The sequence below is a fragment of the Myxococcus hansupus genome (genome assembly GCF_000280925.3).
Lineage (GTDB): Bacteria > Myxococcota > Myxococcia > Myxococcales > Myxococcaceae > Myxococcus > Myxococcus hansupus.
In genome coordinates this window covers 8,893,886-8,909,311 of sequence record NZ_CP012109.1, presented here as the reverse complement: position 1 = coordinate 8,909,311, position 15,426 = coordinate 8,893,886, and the positions used below count along the sequence as shown (strand labels likewise).

Here is a 15,426-nt window from a genome sequence, read left to right as displayed (position 1 = left end):
GACGCTCCCGGCGCGCGAAAGGCATCGCGACTCGCGTATTTTCTTGAGGAACGCCTCCTCAGCGCGTGCCGGAGGTCAGCGCGAGGACGTCTGAGAGAGGGGGCCGCCGCCCCGCGACCTTGTCGAGCATCCGCGCGACCATCTCGACAGTCGTCCCGGATGCGACGGCCTCCAACAACTCCGTAGGGGGCCGCGCCGTGACATGCTGGAACATCAGCTCATGCTCGGCTTCGCTGGGAAACGGGAGTCTGCCCGCGAGCATCTGGAACCAGAGGACACCCAGGGCGTAGACGTCCACCGCCGGTCCCACCCGCTTGGCGCTCACCCACTGCTCGGGCGCCATGTAGTGCCGGCTTCCCAAAAAGGACTCTTCAGCGGTCGACAGCGGCAAGCCGGAGTCCGGCGCCTCGGGCCCGGAGAGCCGCTTGGCGAGCCCAAGGTCCGACAGCCGAACATCCACCCTGCCCGGGCCCTCGCAGGCGAGCAACACGTTGGCGGGCTTCAGGTCGCGGTGAACCCACCCATTCTCATGAAGCAGGGACAAAGCCCCCGCGAGTTGGTGAACGATGCGCGCGCAATCATCATCCTTGAATTGGCCTCCCTCTGCGGCGAGCCCTTGTTCCAGACTCCTCGGCAACCACTCCAGGACGAGGTAGGGGTGCTTCTCTTCGATGAGCCCCACCGCGAGTCCCTGCACCAGATGCGGATGCCTCAAGGACAGCAGCGACTGCGCCTCCTGGAGAAAGCGCGCCACCATCTCCGCATGGACACACCACCGGGTCGCGAGCACCTTGATGGCGACGGGGCCTCCGCTGGCGTCGCGGCCCTCATAGACATCACTCGTTCCCCCCGTATCGGCCTTGCGTTCGATGCGGTACGCCCCTGCCTGAGTTCCTTGAGGCAACATGCCCGGCGGACCTCGTCAAGAACGGGTGGCGGGCTTGAGCGCGCGCAGCCGCAGCACACTGTTCAAGGCATCCCGCAGCCCGTCCGCGCATGAGGGATACTCCGCGATGAAGGCTTCCATGTCCGGGGACGCGCCCGCACCCCGCTTGCGGAAGTACGCGGCCAATGCGGCGCTCACCTCTGCGTCGTCCTGGCTGGAACTCGCATCACTCCGCATCTCCCGCCGCAGGGTGCTCATCCCTCGCTGCAACAGCGATGACACGGAGGTATGCGACTTTCCCATTCGCTGAGCAGCTTCTTCCACGGAGAGTTCGTCGAACCAGAAGAGCGAGATGGCCTTCTGTTGGTCCGGCGTCAGGAGCGTGAACTTCGACAGCAATCTGTGCCAGTCCTCATGATGGGCGGTGACCTGGCTTGGCGTCCGCTCCTGCGAGGGAAGGGACTCGGACGCCTCTCCCTCCGGCACCCGCCCCCCAGGAACATATTTCGCCTGTCCCGCCTCCACGCGGACAATGTCGATGGACTGAGAGAAGACGACCTGCTTGAGCCAGGTGACCCACTCTCCCTCGGAGTTGCCACGAAAGGACGCCAACTTCTCGAAGGCGCGCAGCGCGGAGTCCTGGAAGATGTCCGACGGGCGGGTGGCTCCCTGGAGCCCCAGCGCGGGACTCTTGGATGCATGCCGCTCCAATGCCTTCCAACTCCGGCGGAACAAAGCGTCCATGGCCTCCTGCTCTCCAGCACGTGCCCGCTGGAGCAAATCCTCGAATGCTGTTTCCTCATGGGATTGCGGAATCATCACGTCCCCCCTCGTTACGGATGGTGGTTCTCACATGCCAGGGCACGGAAGCGAATGTCTTCCGGATCCTGTTCCAGGAAACGATTCACCAGCGTACACCGTTCCTGGCGAAACGACTGCCCCTCTACATCCCGGCCCTGGATGCGCGACACGTCCTCGCTTCCCCGGAGCGCATGGGCATACATCAGCGCGAACCGTTTATTGGGGGGTTCGCCGTCGAGCAACTCCCTCCCCAACTCCCGAGCCTTGCCGTAACTCGCCACCGCCTCCATCAGGCGACGCTTCCTGAGGTGCAGCCCGCCCTCCGCCACCAGGCTTCGCCCCTGCGCCCAGCGAAAGAACTGCTCACCGCCGCGAACAGAAACACATCGCTCCGCAATCAAGACCGTTCTGGGGATGAGCCGCTCCGCCACGTCGAAATCTCCCGCCTCGATGGCGACCTCGCTCCGCTGCGCGAGCACCACCGCGAGTAACGCCTCGTCGTAGGGCCCCCAATTCATCTCGTGCAGCGAAATGGCACGATCGAACAGTTCGGCGGCATTGCCCAGATGTCCCTGCGCCCATTCAAGTTCCGCGCGCTCCGACAGACTCACCGCGAGACTTCGCCGAGTATCGACAGCGGTGTCTCCCTCCGCGGGCTGTTCCTCCATGTACTGCTGGGACGCCATCAGGCGATCACCTGCCAGGGCCCATTGCCCCCGCGCCATGGCGACCTTGCCCAACTTGGAGTCGTTCAGCGCGAGTTCCCATAGCAGATCCTCGTCGGACGGCCGGTCGGCAAGCCCTGAACGAATCGTACGAAGCGCCTCGGTCAACCGGCTCTCGGCTTCGGCCAGGGTGCCATCGTAGTAGGCGATGTCCCCCATCCTGTGCGCGACGTGAATGGTGGCCAGACGAACGGGATACCGCGCCTTATCGGACGTGGGCAATGAGGTCAGGGACACGTTCAGCCTCCGGAGCATCTTGAGCCGAAGTTCGAGCGTGTGGGCCAACCTGCTCAGGTTCCAATCCGCGTCCTCGGAGATGTTGTCCGCTGCCGCGACCAGGCGCAGCAGATTGGCCTCCGCGTGTTGCCGCTCCTGCTCGGCGCGAACCGCGTAGAAGAGAATCGCCAGGCCCGCGAGTGCCGCCATGCCCAAGAGGAACCGCCTGATGCGGATGCGCTGACGGGAGAGCCGCTCCGCCGCCAGCAGGAAGTCCCGCGCGCGAGGGCTGAGGGCGGGTGCGTCCCGTGGGTCCGGGATATCGAATCCGCGTCTGTAGTGGTCCAGCAGCGTCCCAGTGGGCAGACCCTCCCGCGGTCGGCGCGCCTGCTCCCACGCATTCGCCACGCCTTCCAAATCCAACTGCCGCTCCAACAGGACGCGCTCCTGGGCCAACCAGGCAGCCAGCGGTGGAAACTGGTGCAGCAAGGTCTCATGCACCAACTCCACGCGCTGGAGCGACGGATTGACCTCTCCCGTGAGCACCACCAGCCGGAGGCCCGGCAACCCTGGCGTGGACGGCCCCGACGGGATGCCAGACAAACGGTAGAGCACCTCTTCGGCCAGGGTGTCGCCTCCCGCCGCCATGAGGATGTCTCGACGGGAACGAGGGCGGCGGGTATCCGCCGTGCCGCGCCCCACCTGAACCAACGCCAGGAGGAGCCACTTCGCCCGCTTCGTGCCTTCCTCTCCCAGGCTCTTCAACAACGACTCCGCCTGGAGAGCCAGCGCTCCCCCAACGCCGCCCAACCGATCGTAGTGCTCATGCGTCAGCGGCGCGCCGCCACTGAGCGTCCATAGGCTCTGCAAGGTATGCCCCAGCAATGGGAGACGGCCCGTCTCGCTCCGGACGTCCTGCACCATGCGCTCGGCGAGACCCGCGCTGAGCCGGAGCCTCGCGCGCCTCGCCACCCCATGGACCACCTGCGCGAGGGCCTCGTCGCCCATGGGCAGCAACGGGAAACGGGCCGCGGCATGGAGGTGGTGCGGCAGCGAGGGCATCTGTTCGAGCCGGTGGATGAAGTCACTGCGAAGGCTCGTGAACAGCCGCAGCGGCGTCTCCGGGGCCGCCAGCGCGGCCGCGAGCAACGCATCCACTGTCTCCAACTCCGCGCTGCCCAGCGTGAACAACTCCTCCAGCGGTTCGATGACCAGGAGCAGGCGGTACGCCGTGGGCGTATGCGCCGTGACGAAGTCATGGAGAGCGACAGAACCACTTCGGAGGAGCGCCTCGATGTCATCAAGCGGCTTGACGGTGCCGACAGCCACATAGGCAGTGGAGAGCGCCTCCGCGAGATGACGGAGCGGCGTGTCCGAGGGACGCAACGTGGCGATGAGCCAGCGCGGCTCCGCATCAGCAGGCAGTTCCCTCAATCCTGGTAGCAACGCGGCCTGGATGAGCGAGGACTTTCCCACACCGCTGGGCCCCTCCAACTGCACCCAGCGTTGAGAACCCAGGCGGGCCTCTTCCAACCGCTGGAGCAGCGCGCGGGACTCTTCTTGCCGGCCGAAGAACAGCTCCGCGTGCGCCTCCGTGAAGGGAGCCAGTCCGGGTACGGGGCAGACATCCAGCTCTTGCGCCCAGGCGCGTTCGAACAGGGCGCGGCACCGCTTCATGTCGGGACGCGCCGCGGGCTCCTTCTCCAGCATGTCCGAGATGAACGTGGCGAGTGCCGCGGGCACGGACGGCACAAGCTGCTTCAAGGACGGGGGCTCTTCGTACTGATGCGCGGCGATGACCAGCACGGGCTCGTCCTCATCGAAGGGAGGCCGACCCGCGAGCAACTCGAAGAAGAGGACGCCCAAAGCGTAGACATCCGCGGCACCGTCGACCTTCGCGGCGCTACGACACTGCTCCGGTGCCATGTAACGGAACGTCCCGATGAACGTGGCTTCGTGCGTATGAACCTGCGTGGCCAGCAGGTCCGCCTGCCCGCTCGGGACCTTCGCGATACCGAAGTCGAGCAATTTGATTCGATGCCCCAACGCCAGCGTGGAGTCCGGGCACAGGAAGATGTTCTCTGGCTTCAAGTCGCGGTGGACGATGTCCTCGGCGTGGACGTCCACCATCGTGGCGGCGATTTGTCCGCAGATGGCCAGGGCAGATTCCAAAGGAATGCGGGGCTGAGCTTGCATCCACTGCCTGAGCGACAGTCCTTGCAAGTGCTCCATGGCCAGATACGCCGTGCCCTCGACACGATCGAAGTGGAGGATTCGAACGACGCCAGGATGCTCCAGCCGAGAAAGGGCCCGCGCTTCTTGGAGAAAGCGTGCGACGCGCTGCGGGTCCGCCGCCGCGGAGGGGGACATCACCTTCAATGCCACCTGGTTGCCCACGCTCTCGTGGACCGCCGCGAAGACTTGCCCCATTCCGCCACTGCCAAGCGAATGCAGCAACCGGTAGGGACCGACCTGGGTTTGAGATGGATGCGTCATGGGATGCGCGTGACCGCCCGGACGGAGGCACCAAGAGCCTGCGCCTCCTGGGCATTCCCAGTCCAGCCCCGCCCCTTCTCCAGCGTCATCCATGCCATTCAAGCGGGTAGGGGGCAGTCAGACCCCGCCTGAACCCAGGAGGAATCGCCTGTCAGACCCTACCTGTAGGGTCTTCACACTTCATGACCACCGTCTTCGACCTCATCCTGCGCAGGCTGGTGCAAGGCCATCCCGAGCAACTGCTGTTGCTCCTCTTTGGGGGACAGACGCCCGCCTTCATCCGGATGGCGGACTCCAGCCTTCCGCAGTCCGAGCGGCGCGCGGACACGGTGCTGGTGGTGGAAGCCCACGGCGTGCGCTTCGCCGTGGACATCGAAATCCAGGCGCAGGCGGACCCACAGTTCGCGGTGCGGTTGTTGGACTACACGGTCCGCATCCATCGCCGGGAGAAGCTGCCCGTGCTTCCGGTCGCGATCTACCTCACGCCAGAAGCCGAGGGGACGCCGCCGCCCTACGGCTTCGCGTGCCCTGGCATCCGCGTCCTCACCTTTGACTTCCAGGTGGTCCGACTCTGGGAGGTGGACTACCTCCAACCTGCCTTGCAGGCGGCCTCCGCCCTGATTCCCCTCTCTGTCCTGGAATCGCGCGCGGGTCCTGAACGCATCGCCTGGGCCGAATCCCGCATCCGTCAGGCATCGAGCCTTTCGACGGAGGAACGCCTAGACTTGCTCGTGGTACTCGGCACGCTGGCGTCTCGCCGGTTCGGGCAGGAAAGGCTCAGTCAGCACTTGAGGGACATCATGATTGATTCACCTTTCTGGGAAGAGCAACGCGAACTGGTTCGGGCCCGAGTCGCGGTCCAAGAACGCGTCCAGGTGCTGCACACCTTCGCCCGTGCGCGCGGAATCCCCCTGCCCGCCGATGCCGAGGAGCGTCTCGCCCAGCTCGGCGCCGCGTCCTTGAAGGACCTCGTCACCCAGGCCGTGACCGCCCCAGACACCGCGGCCGCCGAGCTGCGTGCGGTTCTCGCCCAACAGGGCCACTGACGCCGTCCCCTACTCCTTCACCGCGCCCGCGGTGAGCCCGGACACGATGCGCCGCTGGAACAACACCGTGAGCGCCACCAGGGGCAGCGTGGCCACCACGGAGGCCGCGGCGATTTCGCCCCAGGGCTCGCGGTACTCGCTGGCGAACAGGCTGATGGCCACCGGCACCGTGCGCTTCTCCGGTGTGGAGAGGAAGGTCAGTGCGTAGAGGAATTCGTTCCACGCGAAGATGAAGACCAGAATCGCCGTCGTCGCCAGCCCGGGCGCGGCCAGCGGCAGCAATACCTGCCGGAAGGCCTGGAACGGCGTGCAGCCATCCACGCGCGCGGCGCGGTAGAGCTCGTCGGGGAGCTGCCGGAAGAACGACGTCAGCACCCACAGCGTCAACGGCAGCGCGAAGGTCGCATACGGCAACGCCAGGCCCACGAGGCTGTCGCGCAACCCCACCGCGCGCAGAATCAGATACAGCGGGCTCACCGTGGCGATGGGCGGGAACATGCTCACCGCCAGCGCAGCACTCAAAAGCAGGCCCTTGCCGCGGAACTCCAGCTTCGCCAGGGCGAAGGCAGCCGCGGCCCCCACCGTGAGACAAAACACCGTGGTCAGTGCCGCCACCACCAACGAGTTCAACACCACGCGCAGGAAGGGCCGTCCCCACAGGACGCTCGCGTAGTTCTCCAACGTGAGGTGCGAGGGCCACGGCCGCGTCAGCTCGCCATCCGGCCAGAGGCTCGTCAGCACCTGCCAGAAGAAGGGCCCCAGGAAGAAGGTCAGGAACGCCACCACCGCCAACGCGGTGCCCAGGCCGGGACGCTGCTTCATCGCGCCGCCTCCTCTCGCCCGAGCAGCCGCAGCCACACCGCCGCCAGAATCACCACGCACAGGAAGGTCGCCACCGACAAGGTGCTCCCGTACCCGAAGTCCCCCGAGCGCATCAGCGTCTTGTACGCGTAGATGCTCAGCGTCTCCGTCGTGTTCGCCGGCCCGCCCTCCGTGAGCACATAGATGGCGTCGAACACCCGGAACGCATCCAGCGAACGGAACAACAGCGCCAGCAGCAACGCGGGCTTGAGCAACGGCAGCGTGATGGACACGAACGTTCGCCACGGCGAGGCACCGTCGACGCGCGCCGCCTTGTACAGGTCCTCGGAGATGCCTTGCAGCCCGGCGAGCACCAACAGCGCCACGAAGGGCGTCGTCTTCCACACGTCCACCAGGATGGCCGCGTGCAACGCGTACCCCGGCGCGCCCAGCCAGTTGATGTCCTGCCCCGGCAACATGCGGTTGATGACGCCGTACTCCGGGTTGAACATCCACGCCCACAGGCGCGCGCTCACCACCGTGGGAATGGCCCACGGGACCAGCACCGAGGCACGCAACAGTCCCCGGCCCGGGAAGGACCGCTGCAGCAGCAACGCCAGCGGCACCGCGAGCAGGAGCTCCACCGTCACCGCCACCGCCGTGAAGTACGCCGTGTTCCCCAGCGCGGCCCAGAAGCGCTCGTCACTCAGCAGGTACGCGTAGTTCTCCAGCCCCGTGAAGCGCCGCTCGCCGAAGACGAGGATGAAGCGGTGCAGGCTCAGCCAGATGGCCGCGAGGATGGGGTACAGCGCCACGCCCGCCAGCACCACCACCGCCGGAGCCACCAACAGGTACGCCTGCCGGCGCTCCTGCTCCATCGAACCCCGCCCCCTCACGGCCCCTCCCCCGTCAGATGGTCCACCTGCCGCTGCGCGCGCTTCAGCGCGGCCTCGGGCGTGCGCAGCCCGGCCACGGCGGCGGAGAACTCGCTCTGGAGCACATCCGAAATCAGGTTGTAGTACGGCGTCACCGGCCGAGGCTTCGCGCGCTCCACCAACGGCAGCAGGCTCGCGATGAACGGCGCCTCCTCACGCAGGCGCGGGTCCTGATACACGGCGGGCCTCGGCGGATTGCGCGCGTAGTTCAGCGCCAGCACCCGGTTCGCCTCCGGCGACGTGAGGTGCGCAATCAACCGCGCCGCCAACTTCCGCCGCTCGGGCGACACGTGCGCGTTCACCGCGAGCTGCCACCCGCCCAGCGCCCCGGAGCCCGGCTCGCCGCGCACCGTCGGCAGCGGCGCGATGCCCACCTTGCCGCGAATGGGCGAGTCCGGCTTCTGCGCCTCGCTCCACGCATAGGGCCAGTTGCGCATGAACACCGCGCGCCCCTCCTGGAATACGCGCCGGGACTCCTCCTCCGAGAACCCCGTTACCGTCGCCGGTGACACGCCGCGCTCCACCAGCCCGCGCAGGTACGCCAGCGCCTCGCGCGCGGGCGCGTCGTCCAGCAGCACCCGCCCATCCGCGGACAGCGACTGGCCGCCGTGCCCCCACAGCGCCTCGTAGACGTTGCAGGACAGGCCCTCGTACTGCCGCCCCTGCCACACGTAGCCCTGGAGCCCCGGCGTCTTCGCCATCGCCTCGCGCGCGAAGCGCTCCAGCTCCGCGTACGTGCGCGGCGCGCGCGGCACCAGGTCCGTCCGGTAGTACAGCACGCCCACGTCCAGGTACCACGGCACCGCGTACGTGCGGCCCTCCACCACCACCGCCTCCACGGGGCCCGGGAAGAAATCCTCGCGCAGGCGCTCGGGCGGGAAGTACTCGGACAGGTCGGCAATCCACCCGGCGCGGGCGAACTCGGGGACCCAGACGACGTCCGCCACCAACACGTCGAAGTCCCGGGCACCGCCCTCCAGCGACGTGAGGAAGAACTGGTGCGCCAGGTCCGACGCGTTGGGCAACGCCTCCGTGACGAGCTCCACCCGCGGGTTCTCCCGCTCGAAGCGCGCCAACAGCTCACGGAACGGCTCGGGCGGGCCCCACAGCGGCTGATACTTGAAGACGAGCCGCGTGCGGCCCGCGGCCTCGCCCGCCGCTTCTTCGCGCCGGCAACCGCCCAGGCCCACCAGCGCGACGAGGCCCAGGACGAACACGATGGAGCGAGGGCATCCCATGCGCCCGGCATGACTCCAGCCGCGTCCGCTCGCGTCAACCTCGGGAATTCGCGGAGGTCCGCACGTCAACACCCCGAAAGTCTGGCGCTCTGAATGAAAACAAACTTTCCAGATATTCAAGGTCAGCCAGCAAAGCCAACCATGGCCTGTGAGTCAGAGACAACTGAGGGAGAGCCACGATTCGCTTGGACGCCGCCGGAGCGGTATTCTCACGCAGGCAAGGACAACTCGGAGGGGGAACGATGAAACAACAGCCTCGGGAGTGGACGTGCGGCGCGCACCGGGCGCACATCGAGGAGCCGAACACCCTGGTCGCCGTCTTCACCGGACTCATCAGCCTGGACGAAGTGAAACAGACGGTCACCCTCTACGAAGACACGTACAAGCAGAAGGGCCAGTACTACCTCATCGCGGACATCGGCCGGTCCTCGCTGGAGGCCGCGGGACGCCGGTACATGTCCGAGAAGGCCAGCTCCGACTGGTACCACGCCATCATCTACGTCGGCGCCGACATCGTGATGCAGACCTTCGTCAAGGCCATCGCCCTGGCGCTGCTCTTCACCGGCAAGTCGACCTTCGAGACGGTGTTCGTGAAGACCCCCGAAGAAGCCCGTGCCTGGGTGGCCCAGCACCGGGTCCGCGCCCGCGGCAAGACAGGCTAGCTGGGTCAAGAATTCCCCGCCCAATTAGACATTCATGCATCTCGCACTATTCCGTCCAAGGGCGTTATGCTCGCTCGGATTCTGGAGGGAGTGACATGCAGCAACTGGAATGGAAAATCGGCGCGCACACGATTCGCTACGAGGCGCCAGACGTCGTCCTGGCCAACTTCGTCGGGCCCATCGACCTGGATGAAATCAAGCGGTCCGTGGAGGCCTATGGGGAGATCGCCCAGAAGTACGGGCCCTACTACCTCATCGCGGACATCGGTCAGTCCCAGCTCGGCGCAGAGCCGCGGCGCTACCTGTCCGAGAACGCCAAGGCGGACTGGTTCAAGGGCAGCATCTACGTGGGCGCGGACGTGGTGCAGCAGACCTTCGGCAAGGTCATCGCGCTCGGCATGCTCTTCACCGGCAAGACGCGCTTCGAAACGACGTTCGTGAAGGACCATGACGAGGCCCGCGCCTGGATGGCCCAGCACCGCCAGAAGAACAAGAAGCTGGGCTGAGCCCGCTGACGGCATCCCGGGGTGGGCCTCGAGGCCCACCGTGATTGCCCCTTCCTTCGCCCTGGAGTCCTCCGGCCACCGCCCTCGGCGGGCCCACTCCAGGTGCACCCGGTGATTGGCTCGGGGACTCGCGCAAGGTGAAGTGCCTCACACTCGCAGGCACATCTGCCACTTTTACTGGAATCAAACGTCCATATTGAAAACCAGTGAAGATGAAAAATTGCGCTGAAATTGGCATTAAAGCGTGAATTCGTTGTATAGGCGGATTTGGGAGCCCCTTCCTGCCCGGTTGTTCCTCGCCGGCTCCCGTCATTCCTGACCCACGCCAGGAGGGGCCTGTCCCCTCCATTGCCCATCACCCGATGCAAACGAACCGCGTGCCGGGGGGCCGCGCTCGTCTGATGAGTCACGCCATGTCCGTGCCCAAGCAGGAAGAAACCGGAGCCCCAGCTCCCGCCTCAAGCGGCCGTTGTCCTCACCTGGGAGCCCAGTACAACCCCTTCGCCGGCCCCCACGTGGAGAACCCGCACCCCTTCTTCGACCAGCTTCGCAAGGAGGAGCCCGTCGCGTTCAGCCCCATGCTGAACATGTGGTTGATCAGCCGCTACGACGACATCGCCCAGGTGCTGAGGGACCCGGCGCGCTTCTCCAACCGGGACATGCTCGTGAGCGGCACCCACGCGCACCTCACGGAGGAGGCGCGGGCCATCCTGGCGCAGGGCTATCCCACCGCGCACGTGCTGCTGGGCATGGACCCGCCCGAGCACACCCGCCTGCGGCGGCTGATGAACCAGTGCTTCACTCCGCAGCGGGTCGCAAGCCTGGCGCCGTTGGTCCAGCGCATGGCCACCGAGCTGGTGGAGCGCTTCGACAAGACGGGCCAGGCGGACCTGGTGACGCAGCTCGCGTACCCCATGCCGGTCCACGTCATCCTCGGCGCCGTGGGCGTCCCGCAGGAGGACTTCTGGCGAATCAAGGGCTGGAGCACCGACTGGCAGCGCATCCTCTTCGAGTACGTCCCGCCCGAGAAGCAGGTGGACATGGCGAAGGGCTTCCTCGAGTTCCAGCAGTACTGCATCCGCCTCATCGAGGACCGGCGCCGCAACCCGCGCGATGACCTGGCCAGCCACATGCTGGCCGTGGAGGACAACGGCGAGGCCCTGTCCCTGCACGAGCTCATCATGGCCATTGGTGGCTCCATGCTGGCCGCCGGCCACGAGTCCACCACCGCGCTGCTGGCCAACGCCTGGAAGCTGGCCCTGCAGCACGGCCTCTGGCAGCGGCTGCGCGACCACCGCGAGCTGGTGCCTCGCTTCCTGGAGGAGTCCAGCCGCTATGACTCCGTCTCCCACGCCATGATTCGCACCGCCACCGAGGACGTGGTGGTGGGCGGCGTGAAGATTCCCGGAGGCTCACGCCTGCTGCTGCTCTACGCCGCGGCGAGCCGGGACGAAGCCCTCTGCCCCCACGCCAACAAGCTCGACCTGGACCGGGAGAAAGTGCCCCAGCACCTCACCTACGGCCGCGGCACGCACTTCTGCCTGGGCGCCCCCCTGGCCCGGCTCCAGTTCCACGTCGCCACCAACCTCCTCCTGGACCGGCTGCCCGACCCCAGGCTCGTCGCCGGACAGGACTTCGGCACCACGCAGAACCTCGTCCTGCGCCAGATGAAGCACCTGAAGGTGGAGTGGACGCCCCACTGAACCCCTTCGCGCCGTACCCGAATTGAGCGAGGGCCTGGAGACCCACACCGGTCTCCGGGCCCTTCGCGTTTTCAGCACACGGATTCCTACAGGAAGGGTATAAACCCACCCTGTCGCAGGTCGAACCCCAAGTCAGAGCGAACCCACACAGGGTTCCCAGCGACCCTTCCAAACGCGCCCATTCTGGAATACGTGCATTCCAGAAAGAATTTTCTTGCCACACTGCCCGATTTCACGAGAAAGAGGCCCGGAACACGCTGCTACCGCGTAAAACATCAGGAGCCCCCCGACATGTACGCTCAAGTGGTCGTCGATGAGGCAGACATCCAGTTCGCGCAGCGGGTTGATCGCAAGGCGCTGGCGGCCGTCACCCGGGAGCTGTCCCAGGTGAGCAATGTGCGGGCGCTATGGACGCTGGCCGTACAGTGGGCAGCCATCGCGGCGGCATTTGCCTTCGTCTTCTGGGTGGACCGTTGGTGGGCCTGGCCGCTGGCGGCCGTGGTCATCGCGACGCGGCAGCACGCGCTGCTGGCGCTGATGCACGAGTCGGCGCACTACCACTTCCTGTCCAACCGCAAGGTGTCGGACGTGGTCGCGGACCTGCTCTGCGCCTTCCCGCTGAACATGACGACGGCGGGCTACCGGCACGAGCACATGCTGCACCACCGCTATGTGAACACGCCGCAGGACCCGTACCTGGCCGGGCAGTTGGTGGACGCGTCCTGGCACTTCCCGCGCACGCCGCTGCGCGCGACGGCCGTCTTCCTGGCGGACGCGCTGGGCCTCTACGCCCCCAACCACCTGAAGGTGGTGATGCCCTGGACGTACTGGGGCCGCCTGGCGATGGGCGCCCAGCCGCGCATCACCGCGGGCGAGCACCTGCGCTACTGGCTCTACGTGGCCACGCTCGTCACCGTGCTGGTGACGACGGGCGCGTGGCTGCACTGGCTGCTGCTGTGGGTGATGCCGACGGCGACGGTGATGATGGCCTTCTTCCGGATGCGCGCCCTGGGTGAGCACCCCATCGAGGAGACGACGTCCGGTGACGAGACGCGCGAGACGCGCGACGTGATGGGCACCGCGCTGGAGAACTTCTTCATCGCGCCGCTCAACGTGAACCTGCACCTCACCCACCACGCGTTCCCCTCCGTGCCCTTCTACAACCTGCCCGCCATGCACGCGGCGTTCGCCAAGACGGGCCTGCTGGAGGACGGCGTGAACCGCTTCGAGACGTACCTGGGCAAGGAGAACAGCCTGTTCCAGCACCTCACGCGTGAGCCCGAGGCCTCCGCGGCCTCCGTGTCGCAGCCGGCCGCGCTGGGCCAGCCGCTCCACTCGTGAAACAGGCGCCCCGGGCCGCGTGAGCCGGGCGCCGCCAACCGCTGTCCCAGGTGTGGCCGGGGGGCTCCACCGAAGACAGCAGGCGCGGCGCCCGCCGCGGTCAGAAACGCCGCAACGAAGACCACGGGAAGGGCTTCCAGAAGGGCGTCACGACGTCCTCGCCCTCCTCCAAGGGGAACCAGGGCGCGGTGTCCCCCTCCTCCGCCAGCACATGGAAGTCCTGGGCAGGCATGAAGCCCTGTCCCAGCAGCGCCACCTTCTTCCCCGCCGCGTTGGCCGCCACGTCCAACACCAGCACCACGTGGCCGGGACTGCCGCCCAGCACGAAGAAGTCCCCGGGCCGCACGTCCTCGTGCGTGGGCCGCGCCTTGAGGGACGACAGCGAGTGCGTGCCCGCGTAGGTGAAGACCAGGTCCAGCCACGAACGGAAGCTGCGGCGTGAGGCATCCGGCGCCGCGCTGCGCACCCACGTCACCTTCGAGCCCGACACACGCGCCCGGTCCCCTTCCGCGTACTTCGACCAGGCCGCCAGGTGCCCACTGGTGAAGCGGTAGGCGAGCCGGTCCGTCTGATTGCCGGCCCAGAGCCACTCCGCATGAAGACGGATGACGGAGTCCGCGCACTGCTGGAGGTTGGCCGTGCCCACGTCCAGCTCCGCCACCGCCGCCAGCCGCCGGTCCCTGGCCGCCAGAATCGTCGCGCCCTGGTGGCTGAGCACCGGCGTGCCGTGTGGCCGCAGCGGAAGTCCCCGCAGCCAGGCACCGAAGGAGTCCTTCGTCACCGCGACGCGCGTGTAGCCCTCCGGCGGTGGCAGCGCGGCCGACAGCGGGCGCACCTGCGCCTGGGGCGTCAACCAGGTGTAGCGGGACCGCTCCTCCTTGGTGGGCGCCCGGGGCTTGCCGTCCTCCGAGGCCCGGCCCATCGCCGGCGGCAGCAACGCCAGCAGGAGAAGCGGCCAGCACACCTTCCACGAACGGGAGCGGCCCCCCACGGGCCAGGACGGGATGAACGGGCGAAGCAGGCAATCGAACGTGGACACGCGGCGACAAGCTCCCGAAGCAAGGGGCGGCACGACAGGTGGAGCCCCTGGTTGGAGGTCTCTCACGGCACCGAGGTTCCCTCACGCCTCGAATCCACCCGGGGCGCCCGAGGCGGGTCGGCCGCTGAACGCTCGCGGTTCACTGGACGTGCGCGTCGAGGAGCGAGCACTACCTTCAGACGTATGCGCCGACAGGCGAGCCTCGCGCTGCTCAACACCTTGTCGCTCACCCGGCTGCCCCTGGCGGTTGCGTTCGTCGTCATCCCCGACGTGTGGGTCCGCGCGGGGCTGGTGATGCTGGCCGCCTTCACGGACTTCCTGGATGGCTGGATTGCCCGGCACAGGGGACTGACGACCCGGCTGGGCGCGCTCATCGACCCGGTGGCGGACCGCGCCTTCATGGTGACGGCCATCGTCGTCTGCTACCTCGACGGGCTCATCAGCGGAATCGCGGTGCTGCTGCTGGTGATACGGGACTTGGGCACCACCGTGGGCTTCCTGGTCGCCCGCCTGGTGCCGAACCTGCGGCGCGTCGAGCTGAAAGCCCGGATGCTCGGGAAGGCCGTCACCTCGTTGCAGTTGGTGACCCTGCTCTGCGTCCTGCTGTTCCCGCCCGCCGTGGTGCCGCTGGTGGCGCTCATCGGCGTGCTGTCGCTCGCGTCCATGGTGGACTACTCGACGGCGGTGGTGCGAGCCCGGGAGCGAGGCTCCGGCCCCCGGCGGATGAAGCCCGGGGCCGGGTCGTCGTCACCGGCGTCACCCCTGCCGCCGGTGCGCAAGTAACGCGCGTCAGGAAGGAACCGCCGCGTCCGCGGCTGGCGATTCGGGCAGGCCCAGCACGCGCGCGCGTTCGGTGTCGATGGCGGAGCGTTCGCCGTCGCTCATCTCCATCCAGACTTCATCCATGGCGTCGAGCAGACCGTCCTCCTCGGGTGAATCGCCTTCGGGATGCCGAGCGCGGACGAGCCGCAGCTTGTTCAGGAGAGCACGGTAACGGTCGTAAGCAGACATGATGGGAACCTCCCCCTCGG

14 protein-coding genes are annotated in these 15,426 nt (G+C 67.2%); 6 read left to right on the top strand and 8 right to left on the bottom strand.

What is annotated here, in order from left to right:
• Positions 1-58 precede the first annotated feature (58 nt).
• From A176_RS35155 to A176_RS35145, 3 genes are read right to left on the bottom strand one after another with little or no spacing between them, the layout of a single operon-like run.
• Positions 59-907, bottom strand: a complete 849-nt coding sequence (locus A176_RS35155) for a serine/threonine-protein kinase (protein WP_002639998.1) — start codon at positions 905-907, stop codon at positions 59-61.
• Positions 908-922: 15 nt separating this feature from the next.
• Positions 923-1,705 carry an RNA polymerase sigma factor gene (locus A176_RS35150; protein ID WP_044889972.1) on the bottom strand — a complete coding sequence of 261 codons (783 nt, stop codon included), beginning with the start codon at positions 1,703-1,705 and terminating at the stop codon, positions 923-925.
• A gap of 14 nt (positions 1,706-1,719) precedes the next feature.
• Positions 1,720-5,124 carry a serine/threonine-protein kinase gene (locus tag A176_RS35145; protein WP_002639996.1) on the bottom strand — a complete coding sequence of 1,135 codons (3,405 nt, stop codon included), beginning with the start codon at positions 5,122-5,124 and terminating at the stop codon, positions 1,720-1,722.
• Positions 5,125-5,306: 182 nt separating this feature from the next.
• Here A176_RS35145 and A176_RS35140 point away from each other — a divergent pair, with 182 nt between their 5' ends.
• A complete protein-coding gene (locus tag A176_RS35140) occupies positions 5,307-6,170 on the top strand; it encodes an RpnC/YadD family protein (RefSeq protein WP_002639995.1) in 864 nt (287 codons plus the stop codon).
• 9 nt (positions 6,171-6,179) lie between these two features.
• Here the strand turns inward: A176_RS35140 and A176_RS35135 are convergent, their stop codons facing one another.
• The 3 genes from A176_RS35135 to A176_RS35125 are packed head-to-tail and all read right to left on the bottom strand — an operon-like array spanning position 6,180 to position 9,144.
• Positions 6,180-6,992, bottom strand: coding sequence for a carbohydrate ABC transporter permease (locus A176_RS35135; protein ID WP_002639994.1), 813 nt, complete (start codon positions 6,990-6,992; stop codon positions 6,180-6,182).
• A complete protein-coding gene (locus tag A176_RS35130; RefSeq protein ID WP_144429674.1) occupies positions 6,989-7,867 on the bottom strand; it encodes a carbohydrate ABC transporter permease in 879 nt (292 codons plus the stop codon). Before A176_RS35130 ends, A176_RS35135 begins: the two co-directional genes overlap by 4 nt.
• The gene (locus A176_RS35125; RefSeq protein ID WP_002639992.1) at positions 7,864-9,144 is read right to left on the bottom strand and encodes an ABC transporter substrate-binding protein; all 1,281 of its coding nucleotides are present in this window, start codon (positions 9,142-9,144) and stop codon (positions 7,864-7,866) included. Before A176_RS35125 ends, A176_RS35130 begins: the two co-directional genes overlap by 4 nt.
• A gap of 242 nt (positions 9,145-9,386) precedes the next feature.
• On the opposite strand from A176_RS35125, the gene A176_RS35120 reads away from it, so the two are divergent.
• The 4 genes from A176_RS35120 (at position 9,387) to A176_RS35105 (ending at position 13,356) form a co-directional block, all read left to right on the top strand.
• Positions 9,387-9,806, top strand: coding sequence for a SpoIIAA family protein (locus A176_RS35120; RefSeq protein WP_002639991.1), 420 nt, complete (start codon positions 9,387-9,389; stop codon positions 9,804-9,806).
• Between the two features lie 95 nt (positions 9,807-9,901).
• Positions 9,902-10,312: a hypothetical protein gene (locus A176_RS35115; RefSeq protein WP_002639990.1), complete on the top strand. Its 411-nt coding sequence runs from the start codon at positions 9,902-9,904 to the stop codon at positions 10,310-10,312.
• A gap of 413 nt (positions 10,313-10,725) precedes the next feature.
• Positions 10,726-12,015 carry a cytochrome P450 gene (locus tag A176_RS35110; RefSeq protein WP_002639989.1) on the top strand — a complete coding sequence of 430 codons (1,290 nt, stop codon included), beginning with the start codon at positions 10,726-10,728 and terminating at the stop codon, positions 12,013-12,015.
• A 291-nt stretch (positions 12,016-12,306) separates the two neighbouring features.
• A complete protein-coding gene (locus A176_RS35105) occupies positions 12,307-13,356 on the top strand; it encodes a fatty acid desaturase family protein (protein ID WP_002639988.1) in 1,050 nt (349 codons plus the stop codon).
• 100 nt (positions 13,357-13,456) lie between these two features.
• Here the strand turns inward: A176_RS35105 and A176_RS35100 are convergent, their stop codons facing one another.
• Positions 13,457-14,395: a DUF4846 domain-containing protein gene (locus A176_RS35100; protein WP_002639987.1), complete on the bottom strand. Its 939-nt coding sequence runs from the start codon at positions 14,393-14,395 to the stop codon at positions 13,457-13,459.
• Positions 14,396-14,578: 183 nt separating this feature from the next.
• Here A176_RS35100 and A176_RS35095 point away from each other — a divergent pair, with 183 nt between their 5' ends.
• Positions 14,579-15,178 carry a CDP-alcohol phosphatidyltransferase family protein gene (locus A176_RS35095; RefSeq protein WP_002639986.1) on the top strand — a complete coding sequence of 200 codons (600 nt, stop codon included), beginning with the start codon at positions 14,579-14,581 and terminating at the stop codon, positions 15,176-15,178.
• A 6-nt stretch (positions 15,179-15,184) separates the two neighbouring features.
• Here the strand turns inward: A176_RS35095 and A176_RS35090 are convergent, their stop codons facing one another.
• Positions 15,185-15,406, bottom strand: coding sequence for a hypothetical protein (locus tag A176_RS35090; RefSeq protein WP_002639985.1), 222 nt, complete (start codon positions 15,404-15,406; stop codon positions 15,185-15,187).
• Positions 15,407-15,426: the final 20 nt, after the last annotated feature.

Coding starts and splice junctions, on each gene's coding strand:
- A176_RS35155 (WP_002639998.1), bottom strand. CDS start 907: ATGTTGCCTCAAGGAACTCAGGCAGGGGCGTACCGCATCGAACGCAAG.
- A176_RS35150 (WP_044889972.1), bottom strand. CDS start 1,705: ATGATTCCGCAATCCCATGAGGAAACAGCATTCGAGGATTTGCTCCAG.
- A176_RS35145 (WP_002639996.1), bottom strand. CDS start 5,124: ATGACGCATCCATCTCAAACCCAGGTCGGTCCCTACCGGTTGCTGCAT.
- A176_RS35140 (WP_002639995.1), top strand. CDS start 5,307: ATGACCACCGTCTTCGACCTCATCCTGCGCAGGCTGGTGCAAGGCCAT.
- A176_RS35135 (WP_002639994.1), bottom strand. CDS start 6,992: ATGAAGCAGCGTCCCGGCCTGGGCACCGCGTTGGCGGTGGTGGCGTTC.
- A176_RS35125 (WP_002639992.1), bottom strand. CDS start 9,144: ATGGGATGCCCTCGCTCCATCGTGTTCGTCCTGGGCCTCGTCGCGCTG.
- A176_RS35120 (WP_002639991.1), top strand. CDS start 9,387: ATGAAACAACAGCCTCGGGAGTGGACGTGCGGCGCGCACCGGGCGCAC.
- A176_RS35115 (WP_002639990.1), top strand. CDS start 9,902: ATGCAGCAACTGGAATGGAAAATCGGCGCGCACACGATTCGCTACGAG.
- A176_RS35110 (WP_002639989.1), top strand. CDS start 10,726: ATGTCCGTGCCCAAGCAGGAAGAAACCGGAGCCCCAGCTCCCGCCTCA.
- A176_RS35105 (WP_002639988.1), top strand. CDS start 12,307: ATGTACGCTCAAGTGGTCGTCGATGAGGCAGACATCCAGTTCGCGCAG.
- A176_RS35095 (WP_002639986.1), top strand. CDS start 14,579: ATGCGCCGACAGGCGAGCCTCGCGCTGCTCAACACCTTGTCGCTCACC.
- A176_RS35090 (WP_002639985.1), bottom strand. CDS start 15,406: ATGTCTGCTTACGACCGTTACCGTGCTCTCCTGAACAAGCTGCGGCTC.